We start from the raw sequence: 22951 nt of genomic DNA on the forward strand, positions 1-22951 counted from the left end.
TATATTTCAGCAAATCTAACACATCCTACATTATTAGTAAATATTTTTACGATAGCGTATTTAGATCTATTAATAGAAGTTATCTATGCATCTTAGTTTAGGGGATGTGATAAACTTGATACAGTTTGAAAGGAATTAACCCAAATACGTTTGCGGAGCTCTAGAAGTGTTGAAATAAATGGCGAAGGTTGTTCTTTTAAATAAATTAGATTAGTCCGTAATGAGATGTCTTCCAATTCAGGAACTGCAATAGAATGCAGCGATCCGCTCTTGACTTCTTCTTGCACACACAGACTTGGCAATAGGCATATGCCACAACCTTGAAGCACCAATTTCTTAGCCGTTTCTAAATGGTCAACGTGGTATACAATTCGTGGCGGGTAATCGAGGGACTCGAACAAACGATGAATACGAACCCAATCCAGCGAACCGCATTCGAAAAATACGAGTTCTTGCCCTGCCAGCCTTTCCAATGAGATGTAGCTCTCTCCTACAAATGGATGATGTTCCGGTACAAACAGTTTGATTGGGTCCTCATAGAAAGCTACGGACTGCAGACTTGGATGTGTGATATTACGAACAAAGCCCACATCCAGTTCTTTATTGAGCACTTTTAATACGATGTGATCTGTCAACTCCGTTGTTAATCTTGCTTGAAAATGTTCGTGCTGCTCTCTAATAGCAGGAAGCAGCCAGGGAAGAATATAATTGGACACAGATATCGTGCAGCCGATCCGAAGCTCTTGTCGATCAGGCGTCTGCAGTTGTAGCTTTTGCATGCCCCGCTCATAGACTTGAAGTAATTGCTTAGCATATGGAAGAAATATTTTACCTTGCTCAGACAACTCTACTCGTCTGCTCTCGCGGTTAAATAGTGTGCAATTCAGCTCCCTTTCCAGCGTCTGGATACGTGCTGATACCGATGGCTGCGATAGAAATAATGCCTCAGCAGCTTTATTAAAGCTGCCATAGTGAGAAATGTAAATGAAGGCTTCTATATGATCGATGTTCATATCCATTCTCCCTTCTTTTGGGATGTACCAGCGGGCGGTTAACATTCTCGATGTGGCCCATAATACAACAGGAGGCCCCTTTTGTAAGTAAGGGGCCTCCTGTTGACAGGTCAGCATGTCACACCATTATAATTGTATATTCCGATAAGTTTAGTTGTATTTCTTGTGGAGTTACTTTAACATAGGATTAATTACAGTGTCAAGGGTGTCATTTTAATAAGAGAACAAACCGGACGCCCCATTAATTTACCTTTGATTTGTTGCTTACTTCATGTTACTATGTTTTAGTAAGTTAATAACCAAGGTGTTTAAGAAGCTTCATATGCGAATACTATAATTGAATGATATGAAAGGATGTATGACACTTGTCCACACCAACTAACCTGACTGCAGCGGAAGCTATGCTCTCCCGCCATTCTGTACGTAAATATGACCCTGCACATCTTATTCCTGAAGCAGAGCTGAATGAGATTCTTGAACTTGCAGCTTCCGCTCCTTCTTCATGGAACCTTCAGCACTGGCGTTTCCTTGTTATCCAGGAAGAGGCCAACAAGCAAAAGCTGCTGCCAATCGCCTACAATCAGCAGCAGATCGTTGACAGCTCGGCAGTTATCGTTGTACTTGGCGACACAGAAGCCAACTTAGTAGCAGAAGAAGTATACGGCCCTGCACTGGCTGGTGGATATATTACACAAGAAGTACATGATACTTTGGTAGGAAACGTAACCCGTGCATATGCCAATTCGACAACGATTGGCCGCGAAGAGGCCATTCGTAACGCCTCGCTTGCTTCCATGCAGCTTATGATCGCTGCCAAAGCAAAAGGTTATGACACATGTCCAATTGGCGGCTTTAATCCCGCCCAACTGATTGAGACGTATAACATTCCTGGCCGTTATGTACCGGTCATGCTGATAACAATTGGCAAATCGCTTTCTCCAGCTCATGGTTCCGGTCGTTTCCCGTTGGAGCGGTCCGTTATCCAAGAAACGTTTTAATTCATATTAGCACATATAGGCGGACCGTTCAGTCATCAAATGACACGGTCCGCCTATATTATTACTTCTATTACACCCACTCTTTAAGCCATCACTTCCTATAACTTTAGTTACTCGTTCCGCCTAGTCCAACGCAGCATCACTTCCGTAATGCAGCAATAATTTTCTGTAGGACCACTTGAAAAACGCATGTGAAGTCCGTCTGGTGTGAACTTGACGCTTATATCTGCGCTTACTTGCGTACTTTTTAACAGGCGAATTACTTCCTTTTCATTTCCACGTTGAGCGGCATCCATCACCTCTGCTGCATAGTCCTTAGAGTCTCGTATACGTTGTAATACTCTATTCATCTGTTGCATCAAATCTAGAGAAGACCCTGCAGAAGAACTAAAGACAGCAGTATTAACAGGGAGATACAAATCAGGACGTGACATGCTCCGATAAGTTCCCTTAGGTGACATGGCTTGCTTGTTAGTAAGTGGACGCGATGTCGTTGCAGACTGCGCCGTACCAGCCCGACGCTTCGAATTAGCATTCATGCTTGTTGTCTCCTTTACACCATTCGCTATTACATCAGCCTATGACAGCGCCCAGACAATGGTGACGACACACTGATGTAAGCATCGTTCTATTTATTTGATAAGAGTTATATTAATAAAATCCTTCGCAATTCATACAACAAACAGTTAAAAAAATAACCATTCTGCTGCTGATTATTATTCACTTTTGGGGTCAATATGCTATGATATATTTTCGACCATATTGATCAGATCGGAGTGGCTGAGGTTGGCTCAATTATATTTTCGCTACGGCGCAATGAATAGCGGTAAGTCTATAGAAATTTTAAAAGTGGCGCATAACTATGAAGAACAGAACAAATCCGTACTTATTTTTACTTCGGCGTTGGACAATCGCGATGAGGTAGGCTACGTCAAGTCTCGCATCGGCATACGAGCCAAAGCAACTGCTATTTATTCGGATACAGACGTATATGCCCTTACGGCAAGCTGCCAGGAAAAGATATCTTGCGTGCTCATTGATGAAGTACAATTTTTGAATCAAAACCAGATTTTGCAGCTAACCAGAATTGTTGACGAACTTCGTATACCTGTGATGGGCTTTGGATTAAAAAATGATTTTCGCAATGAGCTGTTTGAAGGCAGTAAATATATGCTTCTTTACGCGGATAAGATTGAGGAAATGAAGACGATTTGCTGGTTCTGTGAACGAAAAGCAACCATGAACTTGCGTGTCAACGAGCACGGGCAGCCTGTATATAGCGGAGAACAGATTCTTATTGGTGGGAATGATACCTATTATCCGGTCTGTCGCAAATGTCATGCCCAACCCTCATTATAGCTTGCATTTATATACATTCATGTGTACATTCATGGTAAAGCAAACTTTGTCCTATTCAGAGGTGTTATCATGATTAATCATATAGCGACAGCGGCCGTATATGTAGCAGATCAACAACGCGCCAAGGCATTCTGGGTCGAGAAGATCGGATTCAAAGTTATAGCCGAATATCCGATGGGCCCTTACGCAACTTGGCTTGAGGTCGGGCCAGCAGGTGCTGCTAGCCGCCTTGTCATCTACCCTCGTGCTTTGATGGAAGATTGGCACGAGAAACGGCCGTCTGTCGTGTTTCTGTGCGAAGACGTCCAAGCGGCCTACGATACGTTAAAGGCAAGGGGTGTTGTATTCCAGGGTGAACCCCAGCAAATGCAATGGGGTACATACGCTACGTTTCAAGATGAGGACGGCAACTCCTTTTTACTCAAACAGTGAAACGGGACCGCTTGCGGATACTAATAGTTGGCGCAAATAAAGCAGGCCATTAATGGCCTGCTTTATAAATTGAAAACAACTTAATTGACATAGCTTTGATGCCAGTCGGAATCGTGTGTCAACAAAAACTCCTCTGTTGTTACATACAGTGGAATGTTAGGTAATTCATTTAAATAGTGTCCTTGAATTAATTTATCATAGTGAACCTGACGGTTCCTTGTCCCGTTAACGACAGGCAGCTGGGTATTCTCATCCATGTAGTCATCAACCGCAGCTTGTACCATGTCCAAATAACGAGGAATATGCTTGTCTTGTTCTTCAAATATTTGATACGTGAAACGGGACATATAGAACTTCTGATTGGAGATCCCGCCCAGATAACGACGCAATCGATATAAATCGATACTCTGGTCTTCACGTAATAATTGTGTACGTATCATCTGCTCAGGCATATCATGTTCCCAAGCTAACATGGCACGCTTTACATCTTTCAAAGTGACCACTACTTCTTCATACTCATAATTTTTATTTTTCGCTTTAACGACGCTGCGGTACCAGTTAGTCAGCCATTTCATGTCTGAACACTCCTCTCAATACGGCATTACTTATAGAAAGTAAATAATTAAACCGCTATGTTGTATCCGCTTACAATTATATTATAGCACAAATTAGCTGTCTTGAGAGCCTTTATTGTCTAATTCCATATATTTAGATTTAAATTATAAAAACAATATATGTGTAATCACGTGATAAAGCCGTGTCCGCATACGCTGCACTATTATAGACACTCGAGTCCCTCATTCCATCATTAGGATTGTTGTCTATTGCAGCGTACGCAACACGGCGTTAAGTTAATTCTAGCTTATTAATTAGGAGTTCTTGGTCGTTAAATGTTCACGAGCTTGCTCCGCTGCTTTAACCATATTAGACAATGCAGCGATCGTTTCCTGCTCATTTCTAGTCTTCAAACCGCAGTCTGGATTAATCCAGAAGGTACGTGCAGGCATCACTTGTAGTACCGATTCGATAAAGGAAGCCATTTCTGCTGTAGCAGGTATGCGCGGACTGTGAATATCATAGACACCAAGCCCGATACCCAGCTCATATTGATGCTTAGCGAATACTTCTACGATGTCTCCTCCGCTGCGTGCTGTTTCTACGGAGATGACATCTGCATCCATTTCCCGGATCAAGTCGACCATATCCGAGAAATCACAGTAACACATATGTGTATGCACCTGCGTCTCCGGTTTTACGCCACTTGTCGTCAGGCGGAACGCTTTAACCGTCCATTCACGGTATCCTTGCTTGTCATCTGGATGCAGCGGCATACCCTCTTTGACCGCTGGCTCATCGACCTGAATCATGCCAATGCCCGCTTCTTCCAAAGCTTGAATCTCTTGACGAAGAGCCCATGACAATTGGTAGGCTGCTTCCTCACGTGAAATATCATCGCGTACGAACGACCAATTCAAGATGGTCACTGGTCCTGTTAACATTCCTTTTACCGGTTTGCTGGTAAGGGATTGGGCATATTCCGTCTCGACGACCGTCATCGCTTCCACAAATGCTACATCCCCGTACAATACAGGCGGCTTCACGCAGCGCGAACCGTAAGATTGCACCCAACCGTTCTTGGTAAATACGAACCCTTCCAACTTCTCACCAAAGTACTCTACCATATCTGTACGTTCAAATTCACCATGAACAAGCACATCGATACCAATTTGTTCTTGAATATCAATCCATCGTTTCATTTCGGCTTGCAAATACGCTGTGTATGCAGCCTCACTCCACTCGCCTTTGCGGAACTTTAAGCGAGCTTTACGAACTTCAGCTGTCTGCGGCAAACTCCCGATTGAAGTTGTAGGCAGCAGCGGGAGGTTGGACCAGCGAGCTTGATGTAATGCCAGACGTTCGGAGAACGGAACACGTGTCCACGCTTCCTCAGACGACTGAATCCGTAATAATTCTTCTTTCACCTGCGGGCGGTTGCGTTCTGGCAAGCTGCGCCATTCAGCAACAGCTTGCGCACTGGCAACGATACCAGCTTCCGTGTCCGCCGTAGGATTCGCGAGATGCTGGGCCAGAAGTTCGAGTTCAACCAGCTTCTCATCCGCTCCGGTTAAGATCGTACGTACATATTCTGGAAGCTCAGTCTCGCTGCTTAACGTCAATGGAACATGCAGCAAGCTGCAGGACGGCTGCACGATCCAACGTTCAGCTGGTACTTGAGGCTTCACATATTGTGTCAACAGCTCTGTCACTGCGGCAAGATCGGTCTTCCAAATGTTGCGTCCATCGATGACGCCAAGAGCAATGCGCTTATCAGCAGGGAATCCAAGTTTTTGAATTGCCTCCAGGTTACGCGCTTTTCCATGTACAAGATCGAGACCAAGTACGTCAACTGGCAGCTCTACAAACGATTCATAGTCAGATACGCTTTCAAAGTAAGTTTGCACCCAAATGGAGAGGGATGGAGACTGTGCACGAAGATATGTGTATATCTCTTTGACGGCTACCCATTCTTCTTTATTCATCGGCAGCACGAATCCAGGTTCATCCAACTGAACATTTGTAACCCCTTCAGCAGCAAGAGCAACAAGCACTTCGCCATATACGACAGCAAACTGTTTTGCGACAGCAGCACGATCGGCCGCAGCAATTCCTTTCATTAAGCGAACAAATGTATAAGGTCCGACGAGGACTGGCTTCCATACGGACACGTCCACACTTCCCGCCTGCTTCGCACGGCGTACTGCTGCTACCGGATGGTTATACAACAGTTCAGGTGCACGGTCTTCCCATTCTGGAACGATGTAATGATAGTTGGTATTAAACCATTTTGTCATCTCGCATGCAGTTGATTGTGCAGTACCGCGCGCCATGCCAAATGTAACATCTATTATCGCTTGGGGTGTACCAGCAGCATCACTTTGTGATGACTTCAATGTGTCCAACTGATCGGCAAACTCATGACGGAAACGTTCAGGGATAATATCAAACATAACTGCAGTATCCAGTACGTGATCGTACCACGTATAATCTTGCACAGGAACATAAGACAGCTTGGCGTCAACCAACGTCGTAAGACGCTCTGCTTCAATACGGTTTAACTCCGTTTCCAATTGTGCAGAAGAAGTTTTGCCTCCCCAATATTGTTCCAAAGCTTTTTTCCATTCACGATTGTACCCGATACGAGGATATCCGATGACACTAGTGTTTAATTGACCCATTGTTGCAGCCTCCCCAAATTGAATGTCAAATTATAATTTGCTGTTACGTCATTACGTCGTTACGTCTTCGAAAACACAAAAAAGGGCATTGCTATCTTTGCATACAAAGATAGCAATGCCCGTAAACGTCATGTCAAAGAACAACATCAGATGTGCGTATAGCTCCTTGAATTCAACTACCTCTTACATTCTATCTGCTTACGTCAGACGAATGCAGTCTTGCGTATTATACGCATATGACAGCAGTTAAACACCAAGATTATCCGCGATACATAAAGCTTTCCTCGGTCTGGTTCTATGCCAGCCATCAAGCCTTATGAAGGAACATCCGTGTTCACGTAACACCTCCCTATCTCCCGTAGGTTATGCAGTGTCGTCAGAACGGGCAGGTCTCCTGGCTTCAACCTCATCGATGTCAACTGCCTTCCCGATCATCAAGACCAGTGGCATAGTTAGCTGCATCTCAGCTGTTACAGTGGCGGGACCGCGTCGGTATTGCACCGACTTCCCTATTAAGCTTTGACGTTACCCAAAGCACCTGTTCTCATCTATTCAATTGCGTTGGTTATCGTAACCAATTGTCCTGATTATATCTGCTGCATGAACAAATGACAAGCTTTTATTATCTAGTGTATTTATCGGAATAGAGGTAAATACAATTAAATTAATCAAATAAACAAAATTTTCTCGCGTCTTGGGCTGATTCGTCTTCCCAAAATCCATTTCATTTTATTCATCTTCACCAAGCCCCATAACTAAAAATACTTATAGCCGTCAGCAGGCTTGCAAATTTAACTAGGGGCATCCGCTACCGTACCCTTAACGAAAAACTAAGTAATAACAGGACGTATGTTGCATTGCACTTTGAGGTAAGAACCGTTATGCTGCACAAGAGTTGTTAATAGCTTTGATTTAATCTGACAGCAGCTCGTCTAGCGCTTTTTGATATTTCAAATTTCTTATATAATCTTGTTCAGTCGGCGACTCAATTCTTGATAAGTTCATGTTATCCATAATATCTGCAATCTTAACGCTTCTAGCAACGGGAACAGATTTCAAACGCTGAATGAACTCGATATACGATTCATCTTTATGCCTAGTCAGACATTCAATTGCAAATACTGCATCTTCGGATAATCCGAGCTCAAGTAATTCTTTGCTATTGAGCTCGGTATCCTCTAGAACATCATGCAGAACCGCTACAATTTTTTCTTCCTCGCTTTTCATTTTCAACATGACACGAAGCGGATGCAGTATGTAGGGATTACCGCCTTTGTCCACTTGTCCATCGTGAGCTTTTGTAGCGAGTATGATAGCTTTGCTTATGTTGTTCAACGAATCAGCTCCCATACACTGATTTTTAGTTCAAGCCACTATTCAACGATCATTCTATCATTTTCCACTATCCGACCTGATCGCACATTGGATTCAGACTTAGTCTCTTGGATAATCCAGACTCATAATATCCATAAACGGAACCTTAATCGTTGCACCTTCTTGATTTACATGTACTTTACCTGTACGAGAGTCCAATTGGACAATCTGTCCTTTCACTCCCTCATCCCATCCCCATACTGTAAGGACAACAATAGATTCTTCTTGATAGGCTTCTGTTATCTGATTACCAAGTTCCTCTAGTACAAATTCATCACGTGTAGGTCGTTTTGGTACTTTTGCCTTTGCCATGTGTCAACCTCCTGTACTCATGCTAGTATAAATTTAATAATCAATCTTTATTATCATTTAAACCTATACAAAGTGACTTCATATTCCATAAACACTTCACTTAAAATGCTACTTACTGCGTCCCAATCCCCATTTGCCAACCCGCAACCAATGTTATAAGGCAAAGCTACACTTAAATTATTTAGTACTGCGTAATCTCTTAATGTTTCTAGGGCAGCTTTAAGAGCTTCATAATTAGTATACACTGTTTTTTGTCTTCCATAGTTTAATTGCCCATATAGATTGGCTACTTCATTCGATCCAGTATTAATGATCTGACACTTGCCAAGCAATTGGGACGGGCTCTGGTGTTTGGAGCAGAATTCTTTATACATGGGATAGAGGTTAGAATAGGCTGCCCTCAGCGACTTGGCGATACCTGATCCCATTACACCCTGACAATTAACTTGATGCCCAATGATATCTTCTGTTGCTTTTAATAAATCACCCTCTACAATATACACAGCCATTTGTAACTGTCTCCTCTTAATATATTCATTCAAAATTAATATACTTATTCAAAATTTGTTGCTATGGCCTCCGCCTTCTTCACATGTGTAAACGTTTAATTGTTCGGCCCTTCTTGGCCACAAAAATGCACCCCCTAGAATCATTGGATACCCTAAGGGTTGTTCCAATGTGCATTCTAAGGGGTGCACTTTATTAATAAAGGCGAAGGTATCCAAGTGTAGTTGCACGAATATAATTTAGCTATGTGCCGGTTATACGAACCATACATCGCTTCATTGAATATAACGACCGCCAATTTGCAGTAAGATCAACTAGCCTTCCCGAACAAAGACTATTTCTTCGTTCCGCTCGTCAATTGTCAGCTGCTCATTCTCCAAGAACCAGATATCATTCTGCTCCATGTAAAATGTGATGCCGTTCAACTGCACCGTCACAGCCGGATATCGCGGACTATCCTTCATAATACCAAATGAGTAGGGTCCTGTCGCGCTGAATCCACTGTATCGGACAAAGACACGTACGCTATCGCCAGCTACAAATCCCCATTCAGATTGAAAACGTTGTACAGCTTCAGAGGTTACCCGCAATTGCATATGACTTCCTCCTCTATCATCTTCTATTAGCTCATCCTGATGTATTTGCGATGAACTTCTGTAACAATGATCATAACATGTTATGTCCAAATTGCCTACTCATACCCTATTATCTATTACCAAATTTAAGAAAAGAAGCAGCGCCTATGCTCAGCGCATTGATTCTGCTTCTTTGTATTACAAGCTTTAATTATTTTGCTGCATTTTCACCCGTTGCAGGCGCAGCGCATTAAGCACAACCGATACCGAACTGAAAGCCATTGCCGCGCCTGCCAGCCATGGCGCTAATAGGCCAAGTGCTGCAACCGGTATGCCAACAGAGTTGTAGAACAACGCCCAGAATAAATTCTGTTTAATATTACGCATGGTTCTACGGCTCATATCCATCGCATCGGCAATACCATTCAGGTCGCCACGCATTAGCGTCACACCAGCCGTCTCCATTGCTACGTCAGTACCCGTACCAATCGCAAACCCGATATCCGCCGAGGCAAGTGCTGGCGCGTCGTTAATGCCGTCGCCGACCATCCCAACGACCCGACCTTCTTGCTGGAACTGACGCACATATTCTGCTTTTTGCTCTGGCAGCACCTCAGCGAACACCTGATCAACGCCGACTTCCTTCGCGATCGCTTCTGCTGTTCGCTGGTTGTCACCTGTTAGCATAACAACATGCAATCCTTGCTCATGCAGACGGGCGATGGCTGCTTGGGAAGTCGGCTTCACGCGGTCAGCAGCAGCAACGATACCTGCCAACTTCCCGTTGACTGCAATTAGCATGGCGCTTTTACCGTCCAACTCCATCTTCTGCATATCCGTTTCAACAGGACTATAATCAATCTCATGTTTGGCAAGCAGACGACGCGTTCCAATCAGAACTTCATGGCCTTCGATTGATGCCTCAATACCATATCCCGGAATCGCTTGGAACGTCTCGGGCTCCTCAGCCTCAACCTGCGACTGCAGCCCTTCGACGATCGCTTTAGCCAACGGGTGCTCCGAACGACGCTCCGCCGCCAGCACCATCCGTTTTACCATCATTTCTTCGAATTGTCCCGTAACTACAAAGTCTGTGAGTGCAGGCTGTCCTTCTGTCACCGTTCCCGTCTTATCCAAAACAATTGTATTTACACGGTAAGCGGTCTCTAAATGCTCCCCGCCCCGGAAAAGGATACCAAATTCCGCCGAACGGCCCGTTCCCGCCATGATTGAAGTTGGCGTAGCCAAACCGAGCGCACAAGGACAAGCGATCACAAGAACCGCAATCATACGCTCTAATGCCGTTCCAAACTGTTCCGGTTCGAGTAGAAAATAACTCAAAACAAATGTTAATACTGCAATGCCAACTACAATCGGAACAAATATGGCGGATATCCGGTCAGCAACGCGCTGAATCGGCGCTTTAGAACCTTGCGCTTCCTCGACGATACGAACGATCTGTGCCAGCGCCGTACCGCTGCCAACTTGTGTTGCCCGTATGACAAGTGATCCGTGTGCATTTACCGTAGCGCCATACACTTGATCACCCTGTTGTTTATCTACTGGTATGCTCTCTCCTGTGAGCATAGACTCATCAATTGTGGACGTTCCAGATACCACTTCACCATCCACTGGAATCTTATCACCTGGGCGTACACGAAGCAGTTCTCCAACCTTTACTTGGTCGACAGGCACTTCAACGTCAGCTCCATCACGTATAACAGTAGCCGTCTTTGCCCGTAAGCCCATGAGAGCACGAATAGCTTGTGAAGAACGCCCCTTAGCGGAGGCCTCAAACCATTTGCCAAGCAGAATCAATGTTATTAATACGGCACTTGTCTCGAAATACATCTCTGCATGATGGAGGGCACCTGTCTGCCACTGCCAGGCCAAATACACACTGTATAAATACGCAGCTGTAGTCCCAAGAGATACGAGTACATCCATGTTCGCACTGCTATTACGCAGTGCTTTCCAAGCCCCCCGATAGAAACGCGAACCGATAATAAACTGCACAGGTGCAGCTAAAACCATTTGTACCCACGGGTTCATTAGGAATTCAGGCAGCCATATCCAGGAGGTGAAGCTAAAATGGGACACCATTGCCCACAATAACGGAAAAGATAACACTGCTGATATCATAAATGTTGTCTTTAGCTGCTGCGCGCTCCGATTAATTGGTGACTGCTCTTGTTCCAGGCTCTCTTGTTTCTTATACGCTTTGTAGCCTAATGAATCCACTTTGCCAACGATATCATCCAATGTTGCACCGCTTGCTTCAATATGGGCCGTCTCCGTCGCCAGATTCACCGCAGCATGCTCAACTCCCTTGAGTCTTGACAGACCCTTCTCGATCCGGGTCGCACAGGCTGCACAGGTCATCCCCTCAATCTGCAGCTCATACGTCATTTTAGGAACCTGGTATCCTAATTGTTCGACTTTATGAACCACATCTTCCCATTTGATGGTGTCGCTGTTATATTTCACTGTCGCTTGTTCTATTGCGAGATTGACAGATGCATTCTCCATGCCATTCATTCGCTTCAAGCCCTTCTCAATTCGAGTCGAGCATGCTGCGCATGTCATGCCTTCAATCTGAAATGTCCGTTCCTCATGATTCATGGTGTATCAGCTCCTCTTCGTATACCCCCACACCCTATATTATAGGGTAAAATAATATTCCTACCCGTCATCTTAGAAGACGTTGTTAGGAATAAGGCTGCTGCGTGAGTGCTGGTGCCGATAGCGTAGCAGCTATACCACGATTCCGGCAGATCCAGCAGTCACGCACACTTCATGTCTACTTATACAATATCGTAACCTTGATCTTCAATAGCTTCACGCAATACTTCCGGAGTAACTTTCTCTTTGTCATACGTAATCGTCACTTGCTTATCCGCCAAATTCACCTCTGCTTGTGCTCCTGCATTCGCTACCGCTTTCTCTACTGCTTGCTTGCAATGTCCACAAGTCATACCTTCTACATGCCATGTAACGTTTGTCATATTGGACGTCCTCCTTCAGATTATGGTTTACTTCATCAACTTGTTCATCGTCAACAGCAGCTCATCCAGCACTTCATGTTCTCCCGCCTGTATGCGTTCAACCACGCAGCTCTTCATGTGTCCTTCCAGCAGCAAGCGCCCCACAGAATTCAGAGCTGACTGAACAGATGCGATCTGATGCAGAACGTCATCGCAGTACGTATCCCGTTCGATCATTGCTTTAACACCTCTGATCTGGCCTTCAATTCGGTTCAAACGATGTACAAGCTTCTTCTTCGTCTCATCCGAATGATGGCTTCTGCGTTCACCCGTTCCGCAATGTGATTCATGATCATCGGAACAACAGTTACCGTCGTCTGGTGTATGATGCGGGACATCGTGTTCATTCATAGCGACAACCTCCTTCTTGAATTCATATTAACATACCCCCCACCCCTATTCAAGTAATTTTTATATCGGGTATGATTTTTTCTTAAAATGGGTATTTTAACCGATATAAAGCCCATTTATGATTAACATTTGCCAAACTGTCAGTTTAATGGTTAAAATTTTACTAGATACATATGATTCACATCACATATGATCACACCAAGAATGTAAGGAGTGTTTGTTATGAAACCCGCTGGAAAAGTATCCCGTGTAGCCCTGATCGGTTCTGGATTTGTAGGTGCGAGTTATGCCTTTGCGATGCTCAATCAAGGTGTCGCTTCTGAATTTGTTATTATCGATCTCAATCATAAAAAAGCAGAAGGCGACGCAATGGATTTGAACCATGGCATTCCATTTGCCAGTAATATGCGTATTTGGGCAGGCGACTACAGTGATTGCAAAGATGCGGATATCGTCGTGATCACAGCCGGTGCCAATCAGGCTCCCGGTGAGACGAGACTTGATCTTGTCGGAAAAAATGCTGCTATTTTCAAAAAAATTATTGACGCTGTTATGGCGAGCGGCTTTGATGGAATCTTTATCGTAGCCACGAATCCGGTCGACGTCCTTACCTATGCAACATGGAAGTACTCCGGCTTGCCTGCCAACCGTGTGATCGGTTCAGGCACAATATTGGATAGCGCGCGTCTTCGCTCTCTGCTCAGCAACGAACTTAAAGTCGATCCGAGCAGCGTCCATGCCGTCATCATGGGAGAGCATGGCGATACAGAATTGCCGATCTGGAGTCATGTGAACGTTGGAGGCATGCCGCTTGAAGATTTCCAAGCCACCCATGGTTATCCTTCACAAGAGAAATTGGATGAAATCTTTGTAAATGTGCGTGATGCTGCCTATCATATAATCGAGCGTAAAGGTGCTACCTACTACGGGATCGCGATGGGTCTGGCCCGCCTGACCAAAGCGGTGCTGCGCAACGAGAACAGCATCTTGTCTGTATCTGCTCTGATGGATGGCCAGTACGGTCTAAACGATCTTTATATCGGTGTACCTGCTGTTATCGGACGAGAAGGCATTCGGGATATTATCGAGCTCAAGCTCACACCGAATGAACAGCTGAAGTTCGAACATTCCGCTACGGTTATGAAACAAGCCATTAAAAGCATATTCCCGGAGCATGTTTAATTGTAAACTGTACAGCCGCAACGATTAACCATAAACAGCCCTTGTCTTGGCTGGTTCTGCGAACCTCCTGACAGGGGCTGTTATGGTTCATAATTGTGTGTATGTTTGTACATATATTCATGTGTGGATGTTGATTCATTGCTGGTGTAACTGAATTCGTAGTTCTTAGTCCCCATTCAGCAAAAATGCACCTAACGTTCACTACTACGCACCTGAACTTCTCCGTCTGGCTTAGTTAAACCGGATCGATGAAAGCGACTTCTTTTGACGATATGCAAAATAATTGTGTATCAAAGCTCAAATTTCCTTTTATATACCCACCAGGGGTAAATATTTGTTCACACCATCGACCGTCCACAAGTGTTAATCCGGCAGCGCGCATGTAAGCGAGGCCAATTGCTTAATATATTGCTTTAGCTGTTCCATAACTCTTACTCCTATACCTGCAGTTGCTCCTGCATTATCGAGTAACAGCAGGCCGCCAGCCTACTGACAACTAGCTCCTCATGCTCAACAATATAAAAATGGTTTCCCGGAAAGCAATCTACCTGAAAATCGTGCTGGAACCAATTCTTCCAACCTTCCATCTCGCCGCGTAATGAATTATCGTCCTCGCCGTACCATACCTGGACAGGCACAGGGATCTTGTCCGCTTCTTTCTTGCTTTCGATACTTTGTTGCGTGTGGCGTTCAATTATAGCAAAGTCAGCGCGTAATATGGGCACAAAAACATCCCGCATTTCAGGCAGGCTTAGGACAGAAGCATCTGCCGCACCATAATCGGCCACTTTCTCAATAAAGGGTCCGTCCGGCAAGCCAACAATCGACTCCTCCATCTTAACGAATTGGGGAGCAGAGCGAGCCGACAAAATCGCACGTTCTGGGAGTCGCCCCCTGTTCTCGTGCTGCCGCCGCAGCCATTCGTAGCTCAACAAAGCACCCATACTGTGGCCAAATAGGATAACAGGCTTATCGTCTGACAAAATATTTTGCATCATAAGATCTATATCACTGACGGCATCTTCAACAGAAGAGTATGGTGCTTCTCCAAATCTTCTTCCTCGCGCAGCGAGTTCAAGCGGGATTAACTCGATATAACTTGGCAATTGGCGTTTCCACCGCATATAGACAGATGCAGACGCCCCCGCATAGGGAAGGCAGCACAGTCTAACTTTAATTTCACTCATAGACGTCCCCTTTCCTGTGTCATATACTCTTCCCACATCTCGATAAGCATCTCGTCCGTTAACATGCACACGAAAGGCGATGGCGAGTTGCTTGACATGCATATCGATGCGCTGTAATTTGCAGCTATACTGCCATACTGCAGCTTAACACGCTCATCTTGCTCCAGCTGATCACCTTTAAAGCATCCTGCTTCACGCCACAAAAATGGCTCTACGTCCATCCTTGTTTGCAGCTCCAACGGAACAGCATGCACTTGCTGCTGCGGTAGAATAGCAAACTGATTCAGTCCGTAAGACAACCCCCTGCCGTCCCACTTGACATAACTTTCTTTAAGAGTCCACCAGTCACCCAGTGCAGCCTGCTGATCAAGCGCTTGTTGAATCCGCTCTGCCTCAGCCGGATGGAACCATCTTTCTGCTATGTCATATGAGATGCGTCCGCGCTCCTCAATATCGATGCCTACTGGCTCTATATGCCCAATCACTCCAATCCAATCACCAGAGTGTGACAGATTTACATGCCACGAGTGCTTAACATCGTCAGGATCGAGCGTATCTTCCTCTTCCTCTGCAGAATCAAGATTTATCTGCTGTTGACCTGCTTTATTAAAGCCCCAGCTCAATTTTCCATACGGGGTCCTGCTCCAAGGCTGATCAACTGGTTTTATTTCTGTCATCTTAGCAGTTAGCAGGCGAACAGCCAAATACCCAACCAAGCATCGGACTCGATCAGCGTGTATCCGATAAGACAGCACACGACAGTACTCAGAAAGAGGCAGCCTGCTTTTCCATTTATTTGCCTGCTCGCCTTGCTGCAGCTCATAGCGATCAGGCTGTACTCGAATGAACCATACTATCGGTTTCTTCCCGGACACCGGCAAATATTTGCCATGTTGGCATTCCGCATTAACCTGTTTTATTCCTGCGGTTTGATCGGAATATGCTACCATATGATCTGCTCCATATCTTCAAGTGAAATTTCTCCAGCAGCTAACTATCCAGCACATCTGATACACCTTATTTGTCTACTATAGCTTCCCTATTAAATCGATGCACTTTCTTTACTGTATAATGTTCGACTTCTGCAAATGGAATCCCTTGTTTTATCCATTAAGACAACCGAACAAGAGATCGTCTCCGTTCCTTTTACAGGCTTGCGGATCAGCTTGGTATCGCCATGAAAAGAAGTTTGCATAGGCCATGGGCGATCCATCCGCTCGGTGACAAAAATCATCCGTAATGCAGCGTGCCGCCTCACCATCTAAGCAGCAGCCTGCCTAATCTTTGCTTCATCTCATTGCCCGCGCACATGGATGATGACTTGATTGATATTGACGTGCTCGTTCCCCGCTAGCAGATCTCCCTTCCTGAAGAGGGGAGCAAACTCCCCCGTTCAGTCTTGGCCTCCGTCTTCGGGTGTGTGGACATTCAGCCCCTACTCTGCTCAGCTTAGGACAGCTTGTCTCCAATTCCATACCGTAAACAACGGCTTTGTATCCGTCTCGTCAAACAGCTGCTCGAACCGCTCATCCCGTTCTTGATCAGGTGTTCGTTTGGTTTCAAATACTGAACAAAGCATATGGAGTGCCCTGTCCATCTGATCCCGAGTAGGAATAGCACCCGTTCGATCCAGTTCCTCTTGAATTTGTTGAACTTCACGGTAAGGTTCGATTACTCCCCGACGATACTCATCATCGTTCCAATTGCTATTTTTGGTGCATACAGCGATCGCAAGCGCTCGAATTACAAATTTTTTAGCTTTCTCGTTTACGATGTGAACATCCTCGCCAGAAGTATGCTCAGCCGTGACTGCTGGCATGGCGTTTCGTAAATCAGCCGGTACTTGTTCCCACTCTTTTGGCTGATTGTATGTATAAGTTTTAAATGGCATGCCGCCTCGTGCAGCAAGCTGAGTCAATACTTGATTTGGAGCCATCTCGACGGCATACGTAACTCCTTCTGCTTTCATCCAGTCCATCATCGCCTGCCATTGCACCGCTGATGTCATCTGCCGAGTCAGCAGCGGAATGATCTCTGCCTCCGAGACATAAGGCTTGGCGGTTACGTTAGATAGTACTGGAACAGCAAGCGATTTAAATGAGATCGCCTGCAGCTCGGATTGGAACTTCAACGATGCCTGTTCCATATAAGGGCTATGGAACGGTGCGCTTACCTTTAAGGGAATCGCAATTCCGCCCAAAGCTTCCAGTTGGGACATTGCCCGTTCTACAGCTTGAGATTCCCCCGAAATAACCGTCTGAGAACGATTGTTATAGTTTGAAACAACAACCGTCCCGCTTTCGTTTGAACATTGGGTACATACCTTGTCGACCTGCTGTGCCTCCAAGCCTTGAATTGCAGCCATAGCCCCTCCGCTAACTGCTGCTTCCTGCATGAGCTGGCCTCGGCGATTGACGAGGCGAACCGCATCAGCAACACTCATTGTGCCTGCGGCTGTAAGTGCCGACAATTCCCCCAAGCTGTGCCCAGCCAGCACGTCAGGCACGGTTGAGAAATAATTTTGAAATACTCGAAATGATGCAATACTAGTTGCTAAAATAGCCGGTTGTGCAAATTCGGTTCGTGTAAGCTGATCCAGTGGTCCTTCAAAGCAAAGCTTGGTCAAGTCAAAACCTAATGCGTCATTGGCTTCTTCAAAAACTTGTCTGGCCTCTGTGTATTTTTCTGTTAATGCCTTTCCCATACCTACCTGCTGCGATCCTTGGCCTGGAAACCAAATTGCCCATTTTGTCATTGTCCTTACCTCCACATGGAATATTAAATTACAGTTGCTAAACCTTCTCTTATCACCCGTAAAATTGGATATTCATCATCGGCATGGTCATGCAAGCGAATCTGCGTAACCGTAAGATGTGGAACAAATAGAGATGTGACCGTTAAATTGAAGGATAGACCGGTTGAACCTGACGTTTAAATCATATAAGCAAGTTGTCTGCATGAAGGCGGCTTCCACGATGAAGGCTATTCCGTTGTCTTGTCTAATCCTGCAATTTGTATTGTAGGCGAATGTACAGGGTATGATATCGCTAATCTTCACCACCGACAGAATTCCAAGTTGGACCATTCATCGCCTAGTAAAGTCTCGTCAGGTATGACACAACACACATCTGTGCATCCGAAATCGTCCACGTCTGACGTTCAAGCCTGTAAAAGGAGATCGAATAGGTGTTGGCAGTTCGGCGGTGTTCAAAATTGTTCCCGTCAGAAAAAACGATCGCGCTTCTTGGGCAAAGATGCGAATTAACATACTTCTCGCTCCATGTATGTGGCATACAAGCGTGAAGTAGACTGTGAATAAGGTTCGTCGTGATCTTCTGGAAATGGATCATTGTGCTGATCATATTGAAAGTAACGCTTCCATGTACCGGCAGTCATCATAGTGACCAACCATCGGCGATCAAGTAGTGAAATTAGGAAATTAGGAGTAGTCGCCGATTCTTATCGGATCAATGCAAAATAAGCCAAAATGGTATGCCTGAACTTGAGGTTAGAGTCTTACATGATGTGTGTTGCGGAATCGAAAACATTTGTGAAATGCAGCTTCTGGAGATGAGTCTGAGGTGAAGTCTTATGTAAGGATTGGAAATCATCTAAAAGGTTCAAAACGCTGGTGCGGAATTCTGTTCTCTTCGTGAAATAGCACCACGGCTCTGATCACATCATAGTGGTTGCTCACGCTCTGATAAATGGCGGCTCTTAGCTGCGGTTCATCCAACTTACTTTCAGCTGCTGCCCATCCAATAATACAATGCATGCCAGCATCTTCATGCCGTTATTCTGTCTACCAGATTCGCTGCTACGGATGCGAAAGCGGAATGTAAGAGTTGGTCTTCACATCGGCCTCTGACATATATAACCTACCTTTCGGATCAGGTTTACGTTCAGTATACGAGAATTATTCCACTTTGGAAATATGAAGATTTTCATTCTTTAACATGAAAAAGAGATATTGTCCCATTTTACGAGATATTGTAGCGTATTTCGCTCTAATTGGATAGTCATAATATCGATATAAGTGAATATTTTTGCCGTTTCATGCGCTTTCCGGAGAAATAAAAGGGTCCCTGCTGCTGCCTCATTTGTCTCTGTCGATCAATTATATACACCTACAACCTGAGCCTATCTTCAATTACGCGATTTTTAATTATGACAGAAAAATTATAAAATGGTTTATAAATTGCCCAATCCGTTTAATGTACATCCTACTCATTTACAGCACATATGGATAACTAGTAATGAAAAGTAAAAATTAGATAAATGATAAACCGTATTTGTAGACCTATAAATCGAGGTGGATAACCATGGAAAATAAAATTAAAGAAATTATAGAGACCACCAAACTCAAATTTGGATTGGACAACTATCATTTAGGTCAGCAAGAACTTTATCGAGGCATAAATGAGTTTAATGAGACGATCTACAGTCTCAGTATGGAATGGTATCCGGCACACATGATGGAACAGGATGAGGAAGGAGTAAACCCGAAAGGGACTGCTGTCATTCAATATCAATTAGACACGGGTCAATACAGGAGTGTCATCTTTGTACAAGGGATGTCATACGCAAATGGGCCTATTTGTTCACCTCTCAGCTTAAATGAAATCATTAGATGGGTGGAAAGGGAATCTACTCTGGTCTATGGCAAGCAGTTTCAATTATCACAACAAAAAGATAACAGGTTCCAATTTTTCATTTGTGTAGGCGGCATTCCTATCGCTCCTTCTGGGCAAATCGAGGTTCATCTCGATCACATGGGAAAACTTGTGCAGTATTCGATATATGGTCAATATCCACCTGCAGCCAGCATACAAGAGGAGTTGTATTCGCTGTCACTGCATAAAGTAGAATCGTTTGCTAAGAAGCAATTGCAGCTGATTGAGTACCCCGCCCAAGAGCAACAGCGTTACATTCCATTTTATTTAATGGAAGAAATTTATGTGAGCAATGATGGACAGGGGATTTTGCCATTTCAGTTCACAGCAAACAGCCCAACTCACCTAACTATCGATGAGGTCGTGGCGTGGGATTTTACAAATATACAAACCGAACCTTTTGAAAGAGTAGACGTGAACTTGTCTGAGATCATTAGCGTAGAACAGGCTGTTGTACGCGAGCCTCATCCTGACACCTTTCCCATCACAACGGAGGAGCAAGAGAAATGCATCACGGTAGTAAAAAGAGCAATGGTACAGCTTTATCCTGACGATTCAGGACAATGGGTGCTCAAGGCCTTGCAACGTGATCGAGGGTATATTCAAGCGGTACTCCGAAAAAAGAAGACAACGAATCATATGTTTCAACGCAAACTGCTGCTGTTCATAGATACAGAGCGTAGTGCCGTCGTAAATCATATGGACAACATTACATTGCTCCGTATGTTTGATCCATTTGAACGCGCAGAAGATGTTAAAATCAGTCACGAGGAGGCTTTCTCCAAGCTTAAAGACTTGATTGAGCTGTCACCCGTTTATGTTTATGATGCGACCCAGACAAAGTATATATTGTGCGGAAAATTGGACTGTCATTTCGGTGTGCATGCCGTTAATGGAGAGGTCTTGTCCTTGAATGATTTGCATTAATGGGACAACTACTTTGCAGTCATATTTGTCAGTGCTTACTATAGAAAGAATAATAGGATATTATAGTTATCTCGATATCCACTGCCAAGTCGAAGCGAGAAGCAGTTAGCTTCAATAATTGTGCTCGTATTGACCGTTTTTTTTAATTGGGTAAATTAATTATTAATTATAAAATACGCGTACCAGCAGCACTTCTTTTTACGCCAGTTGCGGCTGAGCACCGAATCTTTAACAATAATACGCGCACCCCACTTTGGAGAAACGAGACGGTTTAGACAGGGGAAGTTGTTGTAACTATTCATCCTCGGTCCAGCATGGAATTCTCTGAAGGGCCGTATAACACTTTAAAATAGGACTACCTCTATTAGAAACCAAATTACAGCAATTGATACGGTTACCTGCCAAAAGTGCAAGTCGTCGCCAAGCTTATATTCTACAGCATTGAGGTGTCATTCCTTTGTTTCAATTTTACGCAGTAAAAGCCAACATATATAACGCTGGTATTGTCGCTATACCAGATATACCCAACAATACATATGCTGCTGAGTCATGAAACGAAGATATAGACTACACCATGTCCCCGCCTTGAAAGTATGCTCCCACAACGAAGGAGATGTTTGTTATCATATGCACCAGGTTAGCTGGCCAGATTGATCGTGCGCAGATTACGATTAGCGATGACACCTACGCAGCGAAAAACAATTCCATTAGCCTGTAACGTTTGAATCTGAATCTCCGTAGCTGGCGGACGAAAATCACATGAATAGTTGCCCACGTCTCCTTCAAACAATTGGATTAGCAATTCACCGTAATTCTAATTTAATCTTTCTCGAAGTGGTCCTATAATTTTTTCTACATACACTCTTATTCCCTCCCTGATGAGATAATAAACCAAAGCAGCTATTCACACCTACCGATGAAAGTTAATAGGTAGAGGGAGCAGACCATTAAAACTATTGTTACGTTGAAATACTTGTGGTTTTATATAATGTATTTCTGCCACTACGTGTTGTTCTATCCATACACACGTACAGAGTGCGACGATTTTTGGCTTGGTGGACTGCTATTGTGGTTTGTTTCTATCCACGCACTCGTATAGAGTGCGACGTTTATTCTTGTGGTACTTCAATTACTGCTTCCCAGTTTCTATCCACGCACTCGTATAGAGTGCGACGTAGAGGAAGAACAAATAATTGATAGACTCGTACTGTTTCTATCCACGCACTCGTATAGAGTGCGACTATTGGCACTAAAATTTACTGATTTTAATTTAGATGTTTCTATCCACGCACTCGTATAGAGTGCGACAGTTGTCCTCATCCTTCTCAAATTCGCACATGTCCTCCGTTTCTATCCACGCACTCGTATAGAGTGCGACTTCTTGCTGATCATCGGCATCACCATCCGCGCCAGTTTCTATCCACGCATTCGTATAGAGTGCGACGACATCATTTGTTCGGCGTTTAGTCCCAGCATCTGTTTCTATCCACGCACTCGTATAGAGTGCGACGGATACAGGGCTAACATATTTAGAACTTGCAGTTGCGTTTCTATCCACGCACTCGTATAGAGTGCGACTGGTTTGGAGTCCCGGCCTTAAGGATCGGTACTTGATTGTTTCTATCCACGCACTCGTATAGAGTGCGACCCGCGACTGGAATACTGCGGGAAATAGCCGCATGTTTCTATCCACGCACTCGTATAGAGTGCGACCAGATAGACAAAACGGCACTACAAGCCATCGGAGATGTTTCTATCCACGCACTCGTATAGAGTGCGAC

21 protein-coding genes, 1 CRISPR repeat array and 1 riboswitch are annotated in these 22951 nt (G+C 44.5%); of the genes, 5 read left to right on the forward strand and 16 right to left on the reverse strand.

Annotated features, from left to right (window positions below; translation table 11 throughout):
- Window positions 1–92: 92 nt before the first annotated feature.
- Entirely contained in the window at window positions 93–1013 is a 921-nt protein-coding gene (locus QP775_RS07055) for a LysR family transcriptional regulator (protein WP_285104735.1), read from the reverse strand.
- 365 nt (window positions 1014–1378) lie between these two features.
- Here QP775_RS07055 and QP775_RS07060 point away from each other — a divergent pair, with 365 nt between their 5' ends.
- Window positions 1379–2011 (forward strand): nitroreductase family protein, encoded by a 633-nt coding sequence (locus QP775_RS07060; RefSeq protein WP_285104737.1) that lies wholly within the window; start codon window positions 1379–1381, stop codon window positions 2009–2011.
- Between the two features lie 110 nt (window positions 2012–2121).
- On the opposite strand, the gene QP775_RS07065 is transcribed toward QP775_RS07060, so the two are convergent.
- A complete protein-coding gene (locus tag QP775_RS07065; RefSeq protein ID WP_239328171.1) occupies window positions 2122–2550 on the reverse strand; it encodes a YuzC family spore coat inner layer protein in 429 nt (142 codons plus the stop codon).
- A gap of 247 nt (window positions 2551–2797) precedes the next feature.
- On the opposite strand from QP775_RS07065, the gene QP775_RS07070 reads away from it, so the two are divergent.
- Both QP775_RS07070 and QP775_RS07075 read left to right on the forward strand, forming a co-directional pair.
- Complete coding sequence (locus tag QP775_RS07070; protein WP_239328172.1) at window positions 2798–3370, forward strand: thymidine kinase; 573 nt, start codon at window positions 2798–2800, stop codon at window positions 3368–3370.
- A gap of 69 nt (window positions 3371–3439) precedes the next feature.
- Window positions 3440–3802 carry a VOC family protein gene (locus tag QP775_RS07075; protein ID WP_285104740.1) on the forward strand — a complete coding sequence of 121 codons (363 nt, stop codon included), beginning with the start codon at window positions 3440–3442 and terminating at the stop codon, window positions 3800–3802.
- 80 nt (window positions 3803–3882) lie between these two features.
- On the opposite strand, the gene QP775_RS07080 is transcribed toward QP775_RS07075, so the two are convergent.
- The 9 genes from QP775_RS07080 to QP775_RS07120 all read right to left on the reverse strand — a co-directional run bounded on the left by QP775_RS07080 (window position 3883) and on the right by QP775_RS07120 (window position 13201).
- The gene (locus QP775_RS07080; protein WP_239328174.1) at window positions 3883–4377 is read right to left on the reverse strand and encodes a DUF3939 domain-containing protein; all 495 of its coding nucleotides are present in this window, start codon (window positions 4375–4377) and stop codon (window positions 3883–3885) included.
- 294 nt (window positions 4378–4671) lie between these two features.
- Window positions 4672–7038, reverse strand: coding sequence for a 5-methyltetrahydropteroyltriglutamate--homocysteine S-methyltransferase (metE, locus tag QP775_RS07085; RefSeq protein WP_285104743.1), 2367 nt, complete (start codon window positions 7036–7038; stop codon window positions 4672–4674).
- 367 nt (window positions 7039–7405) lie between these two features.
- Window positions 7406–7595, reverse strand: a riboswitch (cobalamin riboswitch).
- 355 nt (window positions 7596–7950) lie between these two features.
- Window positions 7951–8373 (reverse strand): GTP pyrophosphokinase, encoded by a 423-nt coding sequence (locus QP775_RS07090; protein WP_285104745.1) that lies wholly within the window; start codon window positions 8371–8373, stop codon window positions 7951–7953.
- Between the two features lie 99 nt (window positions 8374–8472).
- Entirely contained in the window at window positions 8473–8724 is a 252-nt protein-coding gene (locus QP775_RS07095; RefSeq protein ID WP_239328177.1) for a YolD-like family protein, read from the reverse strand.
- 53 nt (window positions 8725–8777) lie between these two features.
- Window positions 8778–9233 carry a macro domain-containing protein gene (locus QP775_RS07100; protein ID WP_285104747.1) on the reverse strand — a complete coding sequence of 152 codons (456 nt, stop codon included), beginning with the start codon at window positions 9231–9233 and terminating at the stop codon, window positions 8778–8780.
- 312 nt (window positions 9234–9545) lie between these two features.
- Entirely contained in the window at window positions 9546–9827 is a 282-nt protein-coding gene (locus tag QP775_RS07105; RefSeq protein ID WP_239328179.1) for a HesB/YadR/YfhF family protein, read from the reverse strand.
- Window positions 9828–10013: 186 nt separating this feature from the next.
- Window positions 10014–12428: a heavy metal translocating P-type ATPase gene (locus QP775_RS07110; RefSeq protein ID WP_285104750.1), complete on the reverse strand. Its 2415-nt coding sequence runs from the start codon at window positions 12426–12428 to the stop codon at window positions 10014–10016.
- 182 nt (window positions 12429–12610) lie between these two features.
- Window positions 12611–12811, reverse strand: coding sequence for a cation transporter (locus QP775_RS07115; RefSeq protein ID WP_285104752.1), 201 nt, complete (start codon window positions 12809–12811; stop codon window positions 12611–12613).
- 27 nt (window positions 12812–12838) lie between these two features.
- Window positions 12839–13201, reverse strand: a complete 363-nt coding sequence (locus tag QP775_RS07120) for a metal-sensitive transcriptional regulator (RefSeq protein WP_239328182.1) — start codon at window positions 13199–13201, stop codon at window positions 12839–12841.
- Between the two features lie 222 nt (window positions 13202–13423).
- Between QP775_RS07120 and QP775_RS07125 the strand changes: the two genes are divergently transcribed.
- Window positions 13424–14383 carry an L-lactate dehydrogenase gene (locus tag QP775_RS07125; RefSeq protein WP_285104755.1) on the forward strand — a complete coding sequence of 320 codons (960 nt, stop codon included), beginning with the start codon at window positions 13424–13426 and terminating at the stop codon, window positions 14381–14383.
- 437 nt (window positions 14384–14820) lie between these two features.
- Here QP775_RS07125 and QP775_RS07130 read toward each other — a convergent pair whose 3' ends face one another.
- The 4 genes from QP775_RS07130 to fabD form a co-directional block, all read right to left on the reverse strand.
- Entirely contained in the window at window positions 14821–15570 is a 750-nt protein-coding gene (locus tag QP775_RS07130; protein ID WP_285104757.1) for a thioesterase II family protein, read from the reverse strand.
- The gene (locus tag QP775_RS07135) at window positions 15567–16520 is read right to left on the reverse strand and encodes a 4'-phosphopantetheinyl transferase family protein (RefSeq protein ID WP_285104759.1); all 954 of its coding nucleotides are present in this window, start codon (window positions 16518–16520) and stop codon (window positions 15567–15569) included. The genes QP775_RS07130 and QP775_RS07135 overlap by 4 nt, the downstream gene beginning before the upstream one ends.
- A gap of 92 nt (window positions 16521–16612) precedes the next feature.
- Window positions 16613–16831: a hypothetical protein gene (locus QP775_RS07140; RefSeq protein ID WP_285104761.1), complete on the reverse strand. Its 219-nt coding sequence runs from the start codon at window positions 16829–16831 to the stop codon at window positions 16613–16615.
- A gap of 183 nt (window positions 16832–17014) precedes the next feature.
- Window positions 17015–18325 (reverse strand): ACP S-malonyltransferase, encoded by a 1311-nt coding sequence (fabD, locus tag QP775_RS07145; protein WP_285104763.1) that lies wholly within the window; start codon window positions 18323–18325, stop codon window positions 17015–17017.
- A gap of 1567 nt (window positions 18326–19892) precedes the next feature.
- On the opposite strand from fabD, the gene QP775_RS07150 reads away from it, so the two are divergent.
- Window positions 19893–21170 (forward strand): hypothetical protein, encoded by a 1278-nt coding sequence (locus QP775_RS07150; RefSeq protein ID WP_285104765.1) that lies wholly within the window; start codon window positions 19893–19895, stop codon window positions 21168–21170.
- A 637-nt stretch (window positions 21171–21807) separates the two neighbouring features.
- On the opposite strand, the gene QP775_RS07155 is transcribed toward QP775_RS07150, so the two are convergent.
- Window positions 21808–21945, reverse strand: a complete 138-nt coding sequence (locus QP775_RS07155) for a hypothetical protein (protein ID WP_285104767.1) — start codon at window positions 21943–21945, stop codon at window positions 21808–21810.
- A gap of 235 nt (window positions 21946–22180) precedes the next feature.
- A CRISPR array of direct repeats spans window positions 22181–22951; the repeat unit is 32 nt; unit sequence GTTTCTATCCACGCACTCGTATAGAGTGCGAC.

This window comes from Paenibacillus sp. UMB4589-SE434, assembly GCF_030226685.1.
GTDB lineage: Bacteria > Bacillota > Bacilli > Paenibacillales > Paenibacillaceae > Paenibacillus_B.